This window comes from Acidovorax sp. SUPP950, assembly GCF_030158935.1.
In the GTDB taxonomy this organism is placed as follows: domain Bacteria; phylum Pseudomonadota; class Gammaproteobacteria; order Burkholderiales; family Burkholderiaceae_C; genus Paracidovorax.
In genome coordinates, this window is record NZ_BQXE01000003.1 from 545,856 (window position 1) to 562,689 (window position 16,834).

General features: G+C 66.2%; 18 protein-coding genes. 10 read left to right on the forward strand and 8 right to left on the reverse strand.

Features of this window, described 5'->3' with window-relative positions:
• Positions 1-49: 49 nt before the first annotated feature.
• From AVME950_RS16310 to def, 5 genes are read right to left on the reverse strand one after another with little or no spacing between them, the layout of a single operon-like run.
• Positions 50-385, reverse strand: a complete 336-nt coding sequence (locus AVME950_RS16310) for an AzlD domain-containing protein (protein WP_284406531.1) — start codon at positions 383-385, stop codon at positions 50-52.
• Positions 382-1,203, reverse strand: coding sequence for an AzlC family ABC transporter permease (locus tag AVME950_RS16315; RefSeq protein ID WP_284430610.1), 822 nt, complete (start codon positions 1,201-1,203; stop codon positions 382-384). Before AVME950_RS16315 ends, AVME950_RS16310 begins: the two co-directional genes overlap by 4 nt.
• Positions 1,200-2,267: a methionyl-tRNA formyltransferase gene (locus AVME950_RS16320; RefSeq protein WP_284430611.1), complete on the reverse strand. Its 1,068-nt coding sequence runs from the start codon at positions 2,265-2,267 to the stop codon at positions 1,200-1,202. Before AVME950_RS16320 ends, AVME950_RS16315 begins: the two co-directional genes overlap by 4 nt.
• Before the next feature lie 16 nt (positions 2,268-2,283).
• Positions 2,284-2,799, reverse strand: a complete 516-nt coding sequence (locus AVME950_RS16325) for a hypothetical protein (RefSeq protein WP_284430612.1) — start codon at positions 2,797-2,799, stop codon at positions 2,284-2,286.
• Positions 2,796-3,305 (reverse strand): peptide deformylase, encoded by a 510-nt coding sequence (def, locus tag AVME950_RS16330; RefSeq protein WP_284406528.1) that lies wholly within the window; start codon positions 3,303-3,305, stop codon positions 2,796-2,798. Before def ends, AVME950_RS16325 begins: the two co-directional genes overlap by 4 nt.
• Before the next feature lie 201 nt (positions 3,306-3,506).
• Between def and AVME950_RS16335 the strand changes: the two genes are divergently transcribed.
• Both AVME950_RS16335 and dprA read left to right on the forward strand, forming a co-directional pair.
• Positions 3,507-4,715, forward strand: coding sequence for a LysM peptidoglycan-binding domain-containing protein (locus AVME950_RS16335; RefSeq protein ID WP_272566511.1), 1,209 nt, complete (start codon positions 3,507-3,509; stop codon positions 4,713-4,715).
• Positions 4,716-4,784: 69 nt separating this feature from the next.
• Positions 4,785-5,984: a DNA-processing protein DprA gene (gene dprA, locus AVME950_RS16340; RefSeq protein ID WP_284430719.1), complete on the forward strand. Its 1,200-nt coding sequence runs from the start codon at positions 4,785-4,787 to the stop codon at positions 5,982-5,984.
• 55 nt (positions 5,985-6,039) lie between these two features.
• Here dprA and argC read toward each other — a convergent pair whose 3' ends face one another.
• Positions 6,040-6,972, reverse strand: a complete 933-nt coding sequence (argC, locus tag AVME950_RS16345; RefSeq protein ID WP_284430613.1) for an N-acetyl-gamma-glutamyl-phosphate reductase — start codon at positions 6,970-6,972, stop codon at positions 6,040-6,042.
• A gap of 170 nt (positions 6,973-7,142) precedes the next feature.
• Between argC and sucC the strand changes: the two genes are divergently transcribed.
• The 7 genes from sucC (at position 7,143) to AVME950_RS16380 (ending at position 14,277) form a co-directional block, all read left to right on the forward strand.
• Positions 7,143-8,303 carry an ADP-forming succinate--CoA ligase subunit beta gene (gene sucC, locus AVME950_RS16350; protein WP_272566514.1) on the forward strand — a complete coding sequence of 387 codons (1,161 nt, stop codon included), beginning with the start codon at positions 7,143-7,145 and terminating at the stop codon, positions 8,301-8,303.
• 15 nt (positions 8,304-8,318) lie between these two features.
• Positions 8,319-9,215 carry a succinate--CoA ligase subunit alpha gene (gene sucD, locus AVME950_RS16355; protein ID WP_092742583.1) on the forward strand — a complete coding sequence of 299 codons (897 nt, stop codon included), beginning with the start codon at positions 8,319-8,321 and terminating at the stop codon, positions 9,213-9,215.
• A 127-nt stretch (positions 9,216-9,342) separates the two neighbouring features.
• Positions 9,343-10,035 carry a TerC family protein gene (locus AVME950_RS16360; RefSeq protein WP_284430614.1) on the forward strand — a complete coding sequence of 231 codons (693 nt, stop codon included), beginning with the start codon at positions 9,343-9,345 and terminating at the stop codon, positions 10,033-10,035.
• 192 nt (positions 10,036-10,227) lie between these two features.
• Entirely contained in the window at positions 10,228-11,034 is an 807-nt protein-coding gene (locus AVME950_RS16365; RefSeq protein WP_284430615.1) for a Stp1/IreP family PP2C-type Ser/Thr phosphatase, read from the forward strand.
• A 53-nt stretch (positions 11,035-11,087) separates the two neighbouring features.
• Positions 11,088-11,750 (forward strand): FHA domain-containing protein, encoded by a 663-nt coding sequence (locus AVME950_RS16370; protein WP_284430616.1) that lies wholly within the window; start codon positions 11,088-11,090, stop codon positions 11,748-11,750.
• Positions 11,751-12,003: 253 nt separating this feature from the next.
• Positions 12,004-12,495 (forward strand): pilin, encoded by a 492-nt coding sequence (locus tag AVME950_RS16375; protein ID WP_284430617.1) that lies wholly within the window; start codon positions 12,004-12,006, stop codon positions 12,493-12,495.
• 114 nt (positions 12,496-12,609) lie between these two features.
• A complete protein-coding gene (locus AVME950_RS16380; RefSeq protein WP_284430618.1) occupies positions 12,610-14,277 on the forward strand; it encodes a PglL family O-oligosaccharyltransferase in 1,668 nt (555 codons plus the stop codon).
• On the opposite strand, the gene moaC is transcribed toward AVME950_RS16380, so the two are convergent.
• A complete protein-coding gene (moaC, locus tag AVME950_RS16385) occupies positions 14,255-14,767 on the reverse strand; it encodes a cyclic pyranopterin monophosphate synthase MoaC (RefSeq protein ID WP_284430619.1) in 513 nt (170 codons plus the stop codon). The genes AVME950_RS16380 and moaC overlap by 23 nt on opposite strands.
• Before the next feature lie 84 nt (positions 14,768-14,851).
• Between moaC and AVME950_RS16390 the strand changes: the two genes are divergently transcribed.
• Positions 14,852-16,483 (forward strand): M48 family metalloprotease, encoded by a 1,632-nt coding sequence (locus tag AVME950_RS16390; RefSeq protein WP_502869417.1) that lies wholly within the window; start codon positions 14,852-14,854, stop codon positions 16,481-16,483.
• Here AVME950_RS16390 and AVME950_RS16395 read toward each other — a convergent pair.
• Positions 16,451-16,807, reverse strand: coding sequence for a phage holin family protein (locus AVME950_RS16395; RefSeq protein WP_272569868.1), 357 nt, complete (start codon positions 16,805-16,807; stop codon positions 16,451-16,453). The two genes, AVME950_RS16390 and AVME950_RS16395, sit on opposite strands and share 33 nt — an antisense overlap.
• Positions 16,808-16,834: the final 27 nt, after the last annotated feature.

The following is a 16,834-nucleotide window of genomic DNA, read 5'->3' on the forward strand; positions in this document are numbered from 1 at the left end:
TGTAGGTGCGGCCCCGTGCCCGGCCGTGTCGGCCGGCGCCGCCCGTGGGCTACCAGCCCAGGCCGATGTGCAGCGGCAGGTACACCACCATGCCCACGACGATGGTGCCCAGGATGCCGCGGCGCCAGAAGTAGTAGCCGGCGGCGCACAGCACGGACGGCAGGCGCGCGTCCTGCAGCGTGCCGATCAGCTCGCCCTGCGCCATGAAGATCTCCGGCGCGATCACCGAGGCCAGCGCGGCCAGCGGCGCGTACTTGAGGCCGCGCTTGAGCCAGTCGGGCAGGGGCAGTTCGCGCTCGGGAATCATGAAGAATGCGCGCGACACCACCGTGATGGCGGCCAGGCCCAGGATGGCGATGGTGGGTTCGACCCAGGACCAGTTCATGGGTGGCGCTCCTCGCGCAGCGGCACCACGTCGCCGTCCTGCACGTGCTTTTTCTCCTCGGGGGGCAGCACGCTCTCGGCCGGCACCAGCAGCACCTCGGGCTTTCGAAGGTGCCGGTCCACCGTCTCGATGATGAGGCCCACGGCCACGGCCGCCGCGATCGCCACCAGGATGTTCAGCTTGAGCGGCAGCGCGAACGCCGCGATGGCCGCCGTCATGGCCACGCCCGTGGCCAGCCAGGTGGCGCGGTCGAACAGCATGGACAGCATCACGCCCAGCAGCGCCAGCACGCCCGCAAAGCCCAGGCCCCACGACAGCGGCACCACGTTGGCCAGCAAAATGCCTGTGATCGACGGCACCTGCCAGGACAGCCAGTTGATCGACGCGGCGCCCCAGAAGTACGGCACCTGCTCGGGCTGTGGCGTGGGCTGGGGGTAGCGCTTCATGAAGGCGACGAAGATCACGTCGCCGCTGAAATACCCCACCGCCAGGCGCCGGCGCAGCGGCAGGTGCGCGAAGTAGCTGCGCCATAGGCTGCTGAAGATGACGAAGCGCAGGTTCACGCACGAGGCCGTGAGCCACACCACCCACAGCGGCGCGCCGACGGCCATCAGCGGGATCACCGTGAGCTGCGCGCTGCCCGCGTACACCGCGAGCGACATGAAGATCGCCATCGGCACCGACATGCCGCTCTTGACCATGGCCACGCCGGTCACCAGCCCCCAGGCGCCCACGCCCACGCTGGTGCCGAACATGTCCAGCACGCCCTGGCGGTAGGCGGGATCCCGGACGAGCGCGCCCAGTCCCCGGGCGCTCATTCCCGCGCCCCGGCCGGCGCGCCGCCCCCCAGCACCATGCCGGGCGCGAGCGCGAAGCCGCGCAGGAAGTCGGCCACCGGCAGGCGCTTGCCGCCCGCGCGCTGCAGCGTGGTCAGGCGCAGCGCGCCGTGGCCGCAGGCCACCGTCACGCCGGCATCGTTCACGGACAGAATCTGCCCGCAAGGCATGGAATCCGCCGGCATCGTGCTATCAATTTCGTAGCTCCACACCTTGATCGCCTCGCCGTCCAGCGTGGTCGATGCGCCGGGAAACGGGTCGAAGGCGCGGATGCGCCGGCCGATCGCCTCGGCGGGCAGGGCCCAGTCGATGGCGCTCTCGGCCTTCTCGATCTTGTGCGCATAGGTCACGCCCTCGGCGGGCTGGGGCGTGGCGGCCAGGCCGCCGCGGGAGGCGCGCTGCAGCGCCTGGACGACCATGCGGCCGCCCAGGTCGGCCAGCCGGTCGTGCAGCGTGGCCGTCGTGTCGTGCGGGCCGATGGCGGTCTTTTCGATGAGCAGCATGTCGCCCGTGTCCAGGCCGGCATCCATCTGCATGATGGTCACGCCCGTCTCGGCATCGCCCGCCTCGATCGCTCGGTGGATGGGCGCGGCGCCGCGCCAGCGCGGCAGCAGGCTGGCGTGGATGTTCAGGCAACCCAGTCCGCGGACCCCCACGCTTCCCGCTGCGCGTGGTTCGCTGCCCCCCGAGGGGGCCTTCGCGCCTTCGGGCGGCCGGGCGGCGCTCATCCCGTCCAGCACCCACTGCGGCAGGATCAGCCCGTAGGCGGCCACCACCATGGCATCGGCCCCGGCGGCGACCAGCGCATCGCGCGCTGCGGCCGCGTCCTCGGGGTACTTGCCGTCCAGGCGCAGGCTGCGCGGCTGCGCCACGGCGATGCCGTGCTCCAGCGCGCACTGCTTGACGGGCGAGGCCTGCAGCTTCATGCCCCGGCCGGCGGGGCGGTCGGGCTGGGTCAGGACGAGGGGGACGGTGAAGCCGGCGTCCAGCAGGCGCTGGAGGGCGACGCGGGCGAAGTCGGGCGTGCCGGCAAAGACGATCTTCATGAAGGCGGTCGCGGCGTCAGAATCCCAGCAGATCGCGGGGATCGGGCTCGTCCGTGAACATCACCTTCACCACCACGCCGCGCGGGTCGATGTGCACATGGCCGAAGCGCCGGGTGCCCAGGTCGTCGCGGAAGCGGTAGGTCCAGATGTCGCCGTCGAAGCGCGCCACCTGTTCCACGCGCATCGGCGGGCCGAAGGTGCGGCGCACGTCGTCCACCGTCCAGCCGGCCGGAATGCCGGCCAGGTTGTTGAAGGTGAGCACCTGGTCGGTGCGCACGAGGCGGCCGCCGGCATCGAAGTCCATGTGGTACACCTGCCGGCCCGCGGGCTGGGTGGTGTACAGCAGCCGCTCGCCGCCAGCGGGCAACGGCGTGACGGACACCGGCGGGCCCAGGTTCTGCAGCACTTCGGCGCGCGAGGCGCCGGGCTTGACGAAGTCGGGCGACGCGCACGCGGTGAGCGCGGCCGCCAAGCCGATGGCGGCCATGCCGCGCGCCAGGGAGGAAAAGGAAAGGGAGCGCCAGGCGATCATGATCGTGCCTCACGTTGCTGCTTGAGCATCTTGGTCTTGATGCGGTTGCGTTTGAGGGGCGAGAGGTACTCGACGAACACCTTGCCCAGCAGGTGGTCCATCTCGTGCTGGATGCACACCGCCAGCAGGCCCTCGGCCTCGACCACGCGGGACTGCCCCTGGGCGTCCAGCGCCCGCACGTGGACCGCGGTGGAGCGCGCCACGCCGTCGTAGATGCCGGGGACCGACAGGCAGCCTTCCTCGCCCACGGTCTTTTCCTCGCTGGCCCAGATGATCTCGGGATTGATGAAGACCTGGGGCTGGTCGTGGTCCTCGGAGACGTCGATGACCACGATGCGCTCGTGCACGTCCACCTGCGTGGCCGCCAGGCCGATGCCGTTGGCGTCGTACATCGTGGCCGCCATGTCGTCCAGCAGGGCGCGCACGCGGTCGTCCACGGCCTGGACCGGCTTGGCCACCGTGTGCAGGCGGGGATCGGGGTAACAGAGAATAGGAAGAATGGCCATGGCGAACCCGGAAAGATGTCGCTATTTTCGCCACTTTTGATGAGGGCAGCCGCCGGCCGCCGCAATAATCGTTGCCCAATCAAGGGCTTGGGCTGAGAATCCGAGAAGATTTGTAACGTATCAACCGGCGGGTTTTGTAACCGACAAACACGCGCTGGCGCCAGCGAGGGGCGTTTCGCAATGCATGACAAGAGGAACAACATGACGGCATCCACAGGCTTGCGGCCCACGGCGCTGGGAGCGCTGGCTTTTCTGGCCGCAGCCCTGCTGACCGGCCCCGCGCATGCCCAGAACTACCCTGTCACCACCGATCAGCGGGCCACCGCCCAGCAGGTGGCCTCCCGGGGCGTGCCGATGTCGGAACTGGCCGCCAACGCGCCGGACACCTATGTGGTCAAGCGCGGCGACACCCTCTGGGGCATCTCGGGCATGTACCTGCAGCGCGCCTGGCGCTGGCCCGAACTCTGGGGCATGAACCTGCAGGCCATCCCCAATCCGCACCTCATCTTCCCCGGCCAGACGCTGTACCTGGAAAAGGTGGACGGCTATGCCCGCCTGCGCACCAGCCCGTCGGGCCAGGTGCCCAATGACACGGTGCGCGTCTCGCCCCGCACCCGCACCGACAGCCTGGCCGGCACCGCGCTGCCCACCCTGCAGCCCCACCTGATCGAGCCGTTCCTCGTCGAGCCGCTGGTGGTGGACGAGCTCACGCTGCAGCAGGCCCCGCGCATCGTCGCCACCGTCGATGAACGCGTGCTCATGGCCAGCGGCGACCGGGCCTACGTGCGCGGCGCCACCGGCAATCCGCTGCGCCTGGGGCCCGGCGTGCCGCGCCAGTACCGCGTGTTCCGCAATGCCATCCCCATGAAGGACCCCGAGTCCGGCGAGATCCTGGGCTACGAAGCCCAGTACGTCGGCAAGGCCGAACTGGTGCGCGGCGAGACCACCGAGGAAACGCGCGATCCCAAGGGCGAAGTCACGCTCGACGTGGTGCCCGCCACCGTGGACCTGAGCAGCGCCAAGGAAGAAATGCGCGCCGGCGACCGCCTGCTGCCCGCCCCCGCGCGCGGTTACGCCAGCTACACGCCGCGCGCGCCGCAGGCCCCGGTGGATGCGCGCGTCGTGTCGCTGTATGGCAGCTCGGCCGTGGCCTATGCTGCGCAGAACCAGGTGATCGCCATCAACCGCGGCACCCGCGACGGGATCGAGGCCGGCCATGTCCTCACGCTGCTCACCAAGGGCGAGCGCATCAAGGACAAAACCGACGAGAACAAGGCCATGATCAAGCTGCCGAGCGAGGCCAACGGCGTGGGCATGGTGTTCCGCACGTTCGATCGCGTCTCCTACGTGCTGCTGCTGCAGGTGCAGCAGGGCGTGCGGGTAGGCGACCGCCTCGTCAATCCGCAGTAAGCCCTGCGGCCCTCTCCAGGGGCGCCTTGGCGGGCGCCCCTTGGCCTCGGGATGCCTGCTTTGACCTCCATGGATCGGGACGAATTGGCCGCCTGGCTGCGGCTGGCGCTCACACCCGGCGTCGGCAATGGGGCCGCGCGCCGGCTGCTGGCCGCGTTCGGGCTGCCGCAGAACCTGTTCACCGCATCGCCAGCGGCGCTGCAGGCCTGTGCCACGCCCGCCCAGGCGCGGGCCCTGGGCACCGTGCCGCCCACGCTGGAGGCGCTGGTCGAGACCACCTGGCAGTGGCTGAACGGTGCGGCGCCGGGCCAGCCCGCCCGCCAGATCGTCACGCTGGGCGATCCGGCCTATCCGCCGGGCCTGCTGGCCACCGAAGACCCGCCCCTCATGCTCTACCTCATGGGGGCACCCCGGTTCCTGGCGCAGACGACACCCTGGACGACCGAGCGTTGCATCGCCATCGTGGGCAGCCGCAATCCCACGGCGCAGGGCGCCGACCATGCACGGCAGTTCGCGCGGGCGCTGCGCAGCGCCCGTCTGTGCATCGTCTCCGGCCTGGCGCTGGGCGTGGATGCCGCGGCGCACGAAGGGGCGCTGGATGGAGGCGTGGACGGTGCCGACGACCTGCCCGCGACCCTCGCCGTGGTGGGCACCGGGCTGGACCGCGTCTACCCGCGCAAGAACCTGGACCTTGCCCACCGCATCGCGCAAAACGGCGTGCTGGTGAGCGAATACCCGCTGGGCACGCCGCCGCTGGCGGGCAATTTCCCCAAGCGCAACCGCATCATCGCCGGGCTGTCGCAAGGCACGCTGGTGGTGGAGGCGGCGCTGGCCTCGGGCTCGCTGATCACCGCCCGACTGGCCGCCGAGCAGGGGCGGGAGGTGTTCGCCATTCCCGGCTCCATCCACGCGCCGCAGTCCCGGGGCTGCCATGCGCTGATCCGGCAAGGGGCCAAACTGGTCGAGTCCGCACAGGACGTGCTGGAAGAGTTGCGCTTGGCGCCCTCCGAGGCACCGCGGGCCGCGCCCGCATCGCAGGCGCCCTTGCCGCGCAGCGAGGGAGATGGCGACAGCAGCGAGGCGTTGCCGGCGGGAGGGCACGCGCCACTGCTGCAGGCGCTGGGGTTCGACCCGACGGGCCTCGATGCCCTGGTGGCGCGCACCGGCATGGATGCCGCGTCGCTGCAGGTCGCGTTGCTCGAACTGGAACTGGAAGGGCAGGTCGCCCGCCTGCCCGGCGGGCTCTTTCAGCGCATGGGGCGGGCCTGAGGCCGGGCGCACGGCATTGCGGTGGCGGCGCCTCCGCCCATCACGCCACGGCCCATCACAGGCCCAGCATCAGCTTCAGGTTCTGCACCGCCGCGCCGCTGGCGCCCTTGCCGAGATTGTCCAGGCGGGCCACCAGCACCGCGTGGCGGTAGTTTTCATTGGCGAACACGCGCAGTTCGAGCTGGTTGGTGTCGTTGAGCGCCAGGGCGTCGAGCTTGCCGTCGTCCGTCGGCGGCAGCACCTTGACCCACTGGTCCGGCGTGTTGCTCTTGGCGTAGTGCGCGACCAGGGCGTCGTGCAGGTCGGCCGCCTTGGGCGCGCCGGGCAGCAGGTCCAGGTGCAGCGGCAGTTGCACCAGCATGCCCTGCTGAAAGTTGCCCACGGCCGGCACGAAGATCGGCCGGCGGGTCAGGCCGGTGTACTTCATGATCTCGGGCAGGTGCTTGTGCGACAGGCCCAGGGCATACAGTTCGAAGGCCGGGGCGGCGTTTTGCTCGTAGGCCTCGATCATCGTGCGGCCGCCGCCCGAGTAACCGCTCACCGAAGGCAGGGCCAGCGGGAAATCGACCGGCACCAGGCCGGCCTCCACCAGCGGGCGCAGCAGCGCGATCGCCCCGGTGGCATAGCAACCGGGGTTGGCCACCCGCGTGGCCGATGCCACGGCATCGCTCTGGCCCGCGGCCAGTTCGGGAAAGCCGAACACCCAGCCCGCCACCGTGCGGTGCGCCGTGCTGGCGTCGATCACCTTGATGCGGCGGCCACTGGCCTTTTCGATCTCGTCCACCATGGCCACGGTCTCGCGGGCGGCATCGTCGTGCAGGCACAGGATCACCAGGTCCACGCCGGCGATCAGTTCGCGCTTGGCGGCCGGGTCCTTGCGCCGCTCGGGCGCGATGCTGACCACCTGCACCTGCGGCATCGCCTGCAGGCGCTCGCGGATCTGCAGGCCCGTGGTGCCGGCTTCGCCGTCGATGAAGACTTTGGACATGGAATGCTCCTGCAAAAGATGGCCGTGGCGGCCCGCCGTGGTACGTGACATCCGCAAGGGGATGGTGCATCGCAGCATGATACAGTCGCCGGTTGCCATGTCACCCGCCCGCGGCCAGACATCTGCTCATGGCAAACGGGTTACCAACATCCTTCCCTGAGAGAGACCTCATGAAGATTCACGAATACCAAGGCAAGGAAATCTTGCGCAATTTTGGTGTGCCCGTTCCGCGCGGCATCCCTGCTTTCACGGTGCAGGAAGCCGTGGAGGCTGCCCAGAAGCTCGGCGGCCCCGTGTGGGTGGTCAAGGCCCAGATCCACGCCGGTGGCCGTGGCAAGGGCGGCGGCGTGAAGGTCGCCAAGACCATCGACGACGTCAAGCGCATCTCGGGCGAAATCCTGGGCATGCAGCTCAAGACGCACCAGACCGGCCCCGAAGGCCAGAAGGTCCGCCGCCTGTACATCGAAGACGGCGCCGACATCAAGAACGAACTGTATGTCTCGCTGGTGACCGACCGTGGCACGCAGAAGGTGGCCTTGATCGCTTCCAGCGAAGGCGGCATGGACATCGAGGAAGTGGCGCACTCCACGCCCGAGAAGATCATCACCGAGATGATCGATCCCCTGACCGGTATCACCGCCGAGCAGAGCAAGAAGGTGGCTGCAGCCATCGGCCTGACCGGCGCTTCCATCGATCAGGCCGTGGACATCTTCGCCAAGATCTACAAGTGCTACATGGAGACGGACGCTTCGCTGGTGGAAATCAACCCGCTGAACTGCGACTCCAAGGGCAACCTGATGGCGCTGGACGCCAAGTTCAACTTCGACGCCAACGCGCTGTTCCGCCATCCTGAAATCGTGGCCTACCGCGACCTGGACGAAGAAGATCCGGCCGAAGTGGAAGCCTCCAAGTTCGACCTGGCCTACATCAGCCTGGACGGCAACATCGGCTGCCTGGTGAACGGCGCCGGCCTGGCCATGGCCACCATGGACACCATCAAGCTGTTCGGCGGCGAGCCGGCCAACTTCCTGGACGTGGGCGGCGGTGCCACCCCCGAGAAGGTCACCGAAGCCTTCAAGATCATGCTGAAGAACCCCAAGGTCGAAGGCATCCTGGTCAACATCTTCGGCGGCATCATGAAGTGCGACACCATCGCCACCGGCGTCATCACCGCCTGCAAGGCCGTGAACCTGAACGTGCCGCTGGTCGTGCGCATGAAGGGCACCAACGAAGAGCTGGGCAAGAAGATGCTGGCCGAATCCGGCCTGCCCATCATCGCCGCAGACACCATGGCCGAAGCTGCGACCAAGATCGTTGCTGCCGTCAAGTAAGCCCGGAGAACACACATGTCGATCTACATCAACAAAGACACCAAGGTCATCACCCAGGGCATCACGGGCAAGACCGGCCAGTTCCACACGGAAAAGTGCCAGGAATACGCGAACGGCAAGAACGCCTTCGTGGCGGGCGTGAACCCGAAGAAGGCCGGCGAGTCGATCTTCAACATTCCGATCTACGCCTCCGTCAAGGAAGCCGCATCGCAGACCGGCGCCACCGTGTCGGTGATCTACGTGCCGCCCGCAGGCGCCGCCGCTGCCATCTGGGAAGCCGTGGAAGCCGATCTGGACCTGGCCATCTGCATCACCGAAGGCATTCCGGTGCGCGACATGCTTGAAGTGCGCAACAAGATGAAGGCCAAGGAAGCCGCCGGCGGCAAGAAGACGCTGCTGCTGGGCCCCAACTGCCCCGGCCTGATCACGCCCGACGAAATCAAGATCGGCATCATGCCCGGCCACATCCACCGCAAGGGCCGCATCGGCGTGGTGAGCCGTTCCGGCACGCTGACGTACGAAGCCGTGGCCATGCTGACGGAAGTGGGCCTGGGCCAGTCGAGCGCCGTGGGCATTGGTGGCGACCCCATCAACGGCCTCAAGCACATCGACGTGATGAAGGCCTTCAACGACGATCCCGATACCGATGCCGTCATCATGATCGGCGAAATCGGTGGCCCGGACGAAGCGGAAGCCGCCCAATGGTGCAAGGCCAACATGAAGAAGCCGATCGTGGGCTTCATCGCCGGCGTGACCGCCCCTCCCGGCAAGCGCATGGGCCACGCAGGCGCGCTGATCTCCGGCGGTGCCGACACGGCCGATGCCAAGCTCGCCATCATGGAAGAGTCGGGCTTCATCATCACCCGCAATCCTTCCGAGCTCGGCAAGCTGCTCAAGGCGCAGCTGAAGTAATCCGTAAGCAAAACTACGGACGAAAGGGGTTTGCAGCCCCGATAAACTGCGCTCTCCCATAAAAGAAGAGGCGCCCGAAACCCTGGTTTCGGGCGCCTCTTTCATTCATAACACGGAGATACCTCGCATGGAATTCCTGCACACGGCCGACTTCTGGATCGGCCTCGTCAAGATCGTCTGGATCAACATCATCCTGTCCGGCGACAACGCCGTGGTCATCGCACTGGCCGCGCGCTCGCTCCCCCCGCATCAGCAGAAGAAAGCCATTTTCTGGGGCTCCGGCGCCGCCGTGGTGCTGCGCATCGTGCTGACCGTGGTGGCCGCCAAGCTGCTGGAGCTGTCGTTCCTGCAGATCATCGGCGGCTGCCTGCTGCTGTGGATCGGCCTGCAGCTGATGACCGACAGCGACGAAGACGGCGAAGGCTCCCAGTCCGGTGGCGGGCTCATGGCGGCCGTCCGCACCATCCTGATCGCCGACCTGGTGATGAGCCTGGACAACGTGATCGCCGTGGCCGCCGCGGCCCACGGCAACATGGTCCTGTTGATCCTCGGCCTGGCCATCAGCATTCCGCTCGTCATTTTTGGCAGCACGCTCATGATCAAGCTCATGGAGCGCTTTCCCATCATCGTTCTGTTCGGAGCCGGCCTGATCGGCTGGGTGGGGGGCGAGACCATCGCCAGCGATGCATCGCTGCACGATGTTGTCCTGGCCCATCCTTCCTTGCACTATGTGGCGGCCGCTTTGGGCGCCCTGTTCGTGGTGGGCGCCGGAAAATTCCTGCAGGCGCGGGCGCAGCAAAACTCGGCGGCGGCCAGTTGATGCGGTTGTGCCTCCGGTAGCCCGATGAAAACTTGGGGTCGGCCGACCCCGAGGCCCTCTCGGCGGCGGGTCCGTCGTCTATGATGCGGAACGCGACGCAACAGGGCACGACATGGGGGATTTTCAAAAAACTGCAACAGGGACTGCGCACACCGCTGGCGCAGCTTTGCTTCTCCCTGCGCCGGGTGAAGCATGACCTTGGGAATCAAGCTGAACTATCAGTTTTGCGCCCGCACCGACCAAGGCCGGGTGCGCTCGAACAATGAAGACGCCGTGATCGCGGACGCCAGCGCGCAGCTGGCGGTGCTCGCCGATGGCATGGGCGGGTACAACGCGGGCGAAATCGCAAGCGGCATGGCCACCAGCCTCATTCACGACGAAATGACCCAGTGGCTGGCGCAAGCCGGCCCCCGTGCCGCGTCGACGGAAGTGCGCCGGGCGCTGGAAGACTGCGTGGAGCGGGCCAACCACGCCATCTTCGATGCGTCGCTCTCCCATCCGCAGTATTCGGGCATGGGCACCACGGTGGTGGTCGGCGTTTTTCTGGGCGATCGCCTGATCCTCGGGCACATCGGCGATTCACGGTGCTACTGCCTGCGCGGCGGTGTGCTGAGGCAGATCACGCGCGACCACTCCTGGCTGCAGGAACAGGTGGATGCCGGCATCCTCACGCCGCAAGAGGCGGCGATATCAGGGCAGCGCAACTTGGTCACTCGGGCCCTTGGCGTGGAAAGTGCTGTACTTGTCGAAATCAATGAGTTTCCCGTGGAGCCACAGGATCTGTTCGTGATGTGCTCGGATGGCTTGACCGACATGGTGGACGACGATCAGATTCAAGCGCTGGCCCTGGTACAGGAACCCCTGGAGGACAAAGCCGCCCATCTGATCGAAGCCGCCAATGCCCGGGGCGGCCGCGACAACATCAGCGTGCTGCTGGTGCAGGCGGGATCCATTGAGAGGAAGCGCGGCTTGATGTCGCGATTTTTGCGTGCCGATTGAAGTTGAATCAGCCACCTGGCCGACCATCGCAATGAAAGAATGAGGAATTGATCATGCCGAAAATGATCGTGTCGATCGACGGAGTCGTCATCAAGGAAGTCCAATTGACGAAGGAGCGTACGACCCTCGGCCGCCGCCCCTACAACGACATCGTCATCGACAACCTGGCCGTCAGTGGCGAACACGCCGTGCTCCATGTGTCGCCCGACGAGGTGGAGATCGAGGACCTCGGCAGCACCAACGGCACCTACGTGAATGGGCAACCCGTCAAGCGCCAGCCGCTGCGCAACGGGGACACGGTTGAAGTGGGCAAGTACAAGATCCGCTTCCTGCAGGAAAACGAGGGCGAAAACTTCGAAAAGACCATGGTGTTCAAGCCCGGCATGGTGCCGCCGCGGCCATTGACCTCCCGTTCCGCCCCGCTGTCCGCCGCCGGTGCTACGCCCGCCCCGGTATTGAGTGCGTCCATCCGGGTCTGCTCAGGGGCGGCTGCAGGGCGCGAGGTGGCGCTGGTCAAGGTGGTGACCACCATCGGCAAGCCGGGTGTGGCGGTTGCGTCGATCACCAAGCGGCACCATGGATTTGTGCTGTCGCACGTGGAAGGCGCGCAGCGGCCTCAGTTGAATGGCGCCGTGATGGCGGATGAACCGGTGCTGTTGAAGAGCGGGGACCGCTTGGCGCTGGCAGGGACGGAGATGGAGTTTGTTCAGGGCTGATGGGTTGGTATCAGTCGGCTAGAGATGCAGCGGGATTCGTAACTCACGCATCTGCTTGTGACAGGGGTGGTGGACAAATTTGTCACAAGTGCCAGGGATGGAGCGATTCAGATGGGGTTCCCTGGCCTGTTCCCCTGGGGTTTCTCTGTTTTGACGGATAGGCCGCGTTGGCATGGAACCTGCTGAGTTGATGGCGGACCTGGAGAATTCTTCTGCAGGTTTTTATTTGCAATCGACCTCCTAGGAGAGATGTATGAAGCGCAATCTGCAAAAGGGTTTCACCCTGATTGAATTGATGATCGTGGTGGCGATTATCGGTATTCTGGCTGCTGTGGCCCTGCCAGCTTACAAGGACTACACCATCAAGGCGCGCATGGCCGAAGTGGTTCTGGCCGCTTCCCAGTGCCGCACGACCATCAGCGAAACCATCCAGAGCATGCGCACCGACGCGACGCTGTCGGGCACGAATGCCTTCGGTTGTGATGCCACTGGCCCCACCAAGATGGTGGCTTCGATCACTACCGATGCAACCACTGGCATCATCACTGTCGTGCCGCATGCATCCAACCTGGGTGTGACGATGGCAAGCACCGACACCATCACGCTCACGCCTAAGAAGGACAGCGGCGGTAACAACTTTGCACTGGGCACGGCCACCACTGGCGGTCAAGGCTTGCAAGTTTATGAGTGGATCTGCAAGAGCACGGGCGTGGCTTTGAAGTACGCCCCTGGTTCTTGCAAGTAATCAACGAACGCTTGGCGTTTTTACTAGAAAAAGGGGGCTTCAGCCCCCTTTTTTCATGGTCTTGAAGATTTTATGGCTCCGACCTCGTCCTCCCGTTCTATATCGCTTCCTGCATTGGGTGCGTTGATCTACGCCTTGTGCTGGCTATTGCCCAACCACCACGAGCCTTGGGTTGACTTCTACGCCGATGCTTGGGCGGCCTGTGCGATGTGGGGCCTCGGCGCTATGGTGCTCTGGCGGATCAACAAAACGCAGCCGGTGGCTTGGCACGTCCTTCCTCTAGCGGTTTTGGCGTGCTGCGTGATCGTATGGGCGCAATACGCGGCGGGTCTGGTGGAAGCTAGAGGGGTGGCGTGGACCAGTTCCCTGTATTTGATAGGGTTGGCCCTGACCATGCTGGTGGGGGCTGCGCTGGAGCGGTGGCGGCCTTCGCACGGTGCCGATTTTCTGTTCATGGCGGCGCTGGTGGGGGCGTTGGGATCGCTGCTGATCCAGTTCCAGCAATGGCTGCAAATCGACCCCGGCAGCGCGTTCTGGCTCTTCCTTCCTGCCCCTCCCGAGCGCTTTCATGCCAACCTGGGGCAACCGAACCAATTGGCCAGTTTGCTCTGCCTCGGCGTGCTGGCGTGCGCGTGGCTGCATCAGCGCAGCCGATTGCCTGGCCTTGTGGCCTGGTTCCTGGCCGTTTTGCTGGCGGTCGGACTGGCGCTGGCGGAGTCGCGCACGACCTGGCTGGTCGTGTTGTTGTCCTTGGCGATGCTGGCCCTGTTCCGCAAACGCCTGGCCATCACGCGGGGCGTCATGGTGGGCGCGTTCACCTGGACCGGCATGTTCGCGGTTTTCCTCGTTGCGCTTCCCCATGTCGATGTGTGGTTGGGACGGGCGTCCCAGCTGCGACCCGTGCGGAGCATCTCGAACCTGGAACTGCGCCTGGACGTCTGGATGCATCTTTGGGAAGCCGTGTGGAGCCGCCCCTGGTTCGGTTTTGGCTGGATGCAAACCAGTTTTGCGCAGTTCGCTCCGAACCCCTACGACATGGTCACGGCGGGAACGCACCGGCATGCCCACAACCTGCTGATGGATCTGCTGGTTTTCACAGGGATTCCGCTGGGTTTGGCTTTTTGCACAGTGCTGGTCTTGTGGACCGTTCTTGCGATCCGTCGCATGGCCCAGCCAGAGCACCTCTGGATGTTCCTGTTCGTGGCCGCGCTGGGTGTGCACGCCATGCTGGAATATCCCCTCTACTACGCCTACTTCTTGCTGCCATGCGGCCTCATGCTGGGCGCGTTGAACGAGGCTCTGCGGTTCAAGCCCGTCGGGCAGACGGGGCGTTGGCCGATCGCCATCATGATGGGAGTGGCTGGCGTGGGATTGGCCATCACGATCCATGACTACCTGCGAATCGAAGACGATTTCTTCTCTCTCCGCTTCGAGCGCCAGCAATTGGCCGCGCCCTCTGATCGCCTGGCCCCGGAAGTGGTATCTCTGACCCAGTTGCAGGACTTGATGTGGCTTATCCGGGTCAGCCCCGGCAAGGCGCACTCCGAGCAGGATCTGGTCCGCGCTTCACGGACCACGAAACTATTGCCCAGCACCATCACCCTCTACAAGCTTGCCGCAATGTATGGTGCGGCCGGCAAAACCCAGGAGGCGGAATATTGGGTCGTGGTGATGACGCGCTTGAACCAGCCCAGCCAGAATCTGGTCGCCGAGTTGCGCCGCCAATGGGATGAACAGGCCGCGGTCTATCCGGAGATGGCTAAGGTGGCGTGGCCGAAGTAGGGGGTGTTTTCCAGTCGGATTTGCCGCCGAGTTTTTTCGCCACCCTCACGCCGCTGATCTCCATGTGCTTGTCCACTGCCTTGCACATGTCGTACACCGTGAGCAAGGCGACCTGGGTGGCCATCAACGCCTCCATCTCCACGCCCGTCGGCCCCACGGTTTCCACGGTCGCCGTGCATTCGATGCCGACCCCCTCGGATGCGGTCGCAAACGTCACGGCGATGCGCGTCAGCGCCAAGGGATGGCACAGCGGAATCAGATCGCTGGTCTTTTTCGCCGCCTGAATACCCGCGATGCGGGCGATGCCCAGTACGTCACCCTTCGCAGCGGTGCCGGACTGGATGATGGCCAGCGTTTCCGCCTGCATCTCGATGCGGCCGGTGGCGACGGCAACGCGGTGCGTGGCCTGCTTGGCGCCCACATCGACCATGTGGGCTTGGCCCAGGGCGTCGAAGTGGGTCAGGCTGGAGGGAGTGGGGGTATCGCTCATACAAGTACTGGGGATTGCACGCGGGTCATTCGCCGGCAGGGAACATTCGGGGGCCAGGGCATCATACGGTCATGTGTAGCGGCCATGGCCGGGGTGGCGTGGCTGAATCAGTGCAGGAGACTTTGCGTGTCATTTGATCGAAAACGGCCTCTGGTGCTTGTGCGTCAGGCGGTGGCCGCTTCCCTTTTCATCCTGAGCGCTGTGTGCGGCACGACCGCCGTGCATGCGCAAGCGGGCCTGCCCACGCTGGGCGACAGCTCCGACCTCACCACCGCCCAGGAGCGCCAGCTCGGCGACCGCATCATCCGCGAGCTGTACCGCGATCCGGATTACATCGACGACGCGGTGCTCAACGAGTACGTGGACAGCATCTTCCAACCCCTGGTAAAAGCGGCGCGCGAGCGCGGGGAGCTCTCCCCCGAACTGGACGAGCGCTTCGCGTGGGAAATCCTGCTGGGCCGGGACCGCACGGTGAATGCCTTCGCGCTGCCGGGCGGCTATTTCGGCGTGCACCTGGGATTGATCGGCGTGGTGTCCACGCGCGACGAGCTGGCGTCGGTGCTGGCGCACGAGCTGAGCCACGTCACGCAGCGCCACATCTCGCGCCTGATCACGCAGCAGAACCGGCAGACGCCGCTGATGCTCGGGGCTCTGGTGCTGGGCGCGCTGGCCGCCAGCAAGAGCCCGAATGCGGCCCAGGCGCTGATGATCGGCGGGCAGGCGGTGGCGGTGCAGAACCAACTGAACTTCTCGCGCGACATGGAGCGCGAGGCCGACCGCATCGGCTATGGGCTGATGGCGCCGGCCGGCTTTGCGCCGCAGGGGTTCGTGGCCATGTTCGACAAGCTGCAGCAGGCCAACCGCATCAACGACAACGGCAGTTGGCCCTATTTGCGCAGCCACCCGCTGACCACGCAGCGCATTGCCGACATGCATTCGCGGTTGCCTCCAGGGGGCGCCGCCGCCGCACCGGCCACGCCCACGCTGGAACACGCGATGATGGCCGCGCGCGCCCGCGTGCTGTCCCGTCCGGGCGTGGATGTCTGGCGGCAGTGGACGACCGAGCCGCTGGGCACCGGTTTCGCCGCCCAGCCGTTGCCCCGCCGGGTGGCAGCCTGGTATGCGGCGGCGCTGAGCGCCAGCCAGCTGCAGGACGTGCCGGCGGCGCGCACCGCACTGCGGGGCTTGATGGAGGCGGTGCGCGGCGATGCGCCGGCGCTGCGGCAGGCGAAATTGCTCAGTGCGGAAATCGAATTCGCGGCCGGGGACTTCCAGGCCGCATTGCTGCAGTTGCCAGCGCAGACGACCCTGGCTTCTTCAGCGAGCCCTGCAGTCCAGTCCGCTGCGCCGACGGGGCGGCCGGAGATGCTGCTGCGCACGCAGGCCCTGCTGCGCACGGGCAATGCCCAGGAAATGACTGGCCCGCTGCAGACGCGGGTGGCGACGCATCCGCACGATGCCACCGCATGGCATTTGCTGGCGGCGGTGTGGCAGCAGCAGAACCACCCGCTGCGCGCGGTGCGGGCCGAGGCCGAGGCGCATGCGGCACGCTACGACTACCAGGCCGCGGTGGACCGGTTCAAGGCGGGCCAGGATCTGGCGCGCAAGAGCGGCAGCCGGGGGGGCGATGCGGCCGACTACATCGACGCGTCGATCATCGAGACGCGTCTGCGGGCCGTCGATTCACTTCTTAAGGAACAGGCCGCCGAGCGCTGATTCGATGAGCACGCCCAGCACCGAATAGATCAGCGAGCCGATCAGCGCCGCCGCGAAGCCTCGTACCTGGAAGCCGTCGCCCAGCACCGTGGCGGCGGCCCAGAACATGAGCGCGTTGATGACGAAGAGAAACAGCCCGATCGTGAGGACGGTGACCGGCAGCGTCAGCACCACCAGCACGGGCCGCAGCACGACATTGAACAGGCCGATGACGAAGGCGGCAATGAGCGCGCTGGTGAAGCTTTTCACCTCCACGCCGCTGTACACGTAGGCCACGAACAGCAGCGCCGCAGCGCTGAGCAACCACTTGAGGATGAGTTTCATCATGGCGCGGGAGCATAGCACCCGCAT

Coding starts and splice junctions, on each gene's coding strand:
- AVME950_RS16310 (WP_284406531.1), bottom strand. CDS start 385: ATGAACTGGTCCTGGGTCGAACCCACCATCGCCATCCTGGGCCTGGCC.
- AVME950_RS16315 (WP_284430610.1), bottom strand. CDS start 1,203: ATGAGCGCCCGGGGACTGGGCGCGCTCGTCCGGGATCCCGCCTACCGC.
- AVME950_RS16320 (WP_284430611.1), bottom strand. CDS start 2,267: ATGAAGATCGTCTTTGCCGGCACGCCCGACTTCGCCCGCGTCGCCCTC.
- AVME950_RS16325 (WP_284430612.1), bottom strand. CDS start 2,799: ATGATCGCCTGGCGCTCCCTTTCCTTTTCCTCCCTGGCGCGCGGCATG.
- def (WP_284406528.1), bottom strand. CDS start 3,305: ATGGCCATTCTTCCTATTCTCTGTTACCCCGATCCCCGCCTGCACACG.
- AVME950_RS16335 (WP_272566511.1), top strand. CDS start 3,507: ATGACGGCATCCACAGGCTTGCGGCCCACGGCGCTGGGAGCGCTGGCT.
- dprA (WP_284430719.1), top strand. CDS start 4,785: ATGGATCGGGACGAATTGGCCGCCTGGCTGCGGCTGGCGCTCACACCC.
- argC (WP_284430613.1), bottom strand. CDS start 6,972: ATGTCCAAAGTCTTCATCGACGGCGAAGCCGGCACCACGGGCCTGCAG.
- sucC (WP_272566514.1), top strand. CDS start 7,143: ATGAAGATTCACGAATACCAAGGCAAGGAAATCTTGCGCAATTTTGGT.
- sucD (WP_092742583.1), top strand. CDS start 8,319: ATGTCGATCTACATCAACAAAGACACCAAGGTCATCACCCAGGGCATC.
- AVME950_RS16360 (WP_284430614.1), top strand. CDS start 9,343: ATGGAATTCCTGCACACGGCCGACTTCTGGATCGGCCTCGTCAAGATC.
- AVME950_RS16365 (WP_284430615.1), top strand. CDS start 10,228: ATGACCTTGGGAATCAAGCTGAACTATCAGTTTTGCGCCCGCACCGAC.
- AVME950_RS16370 (WP_284430616.1), top strand. CDS start 11,088: ATGCCGAAAATGATCGTGTCGATCGACGGAGTCGTCATCAAGGAAGTC.
- AVME950_RS16375 (WP_284430617.1), top strand. CDS start 12,004: ATGAAGCGCAATCTGCAAAAGGGTTTCACCCTGATTGAATTGATGATC.
- moaC (WP_284430619.1), bottom strand. CDS start 14,767: ATGAGCGATACCCCCACTCCCTCCAGCCTGACCCACTTCGACGCCCTG.
- AVME950_RS16390 (WP_502869417.1), top strand. CDS start 14,852: ATGGCCGGGGTGGCGTGGCTGAATCAGTGCAGGAGACTTTGCGTGTCA.
- AVME950_RS16395 (WP_272569868.1), bottom strand. CDS start 16,807: ATGAAACTCATCCTCAAGTGGTTGCTCAGCGCTGCGGCGCTGCTGTTC.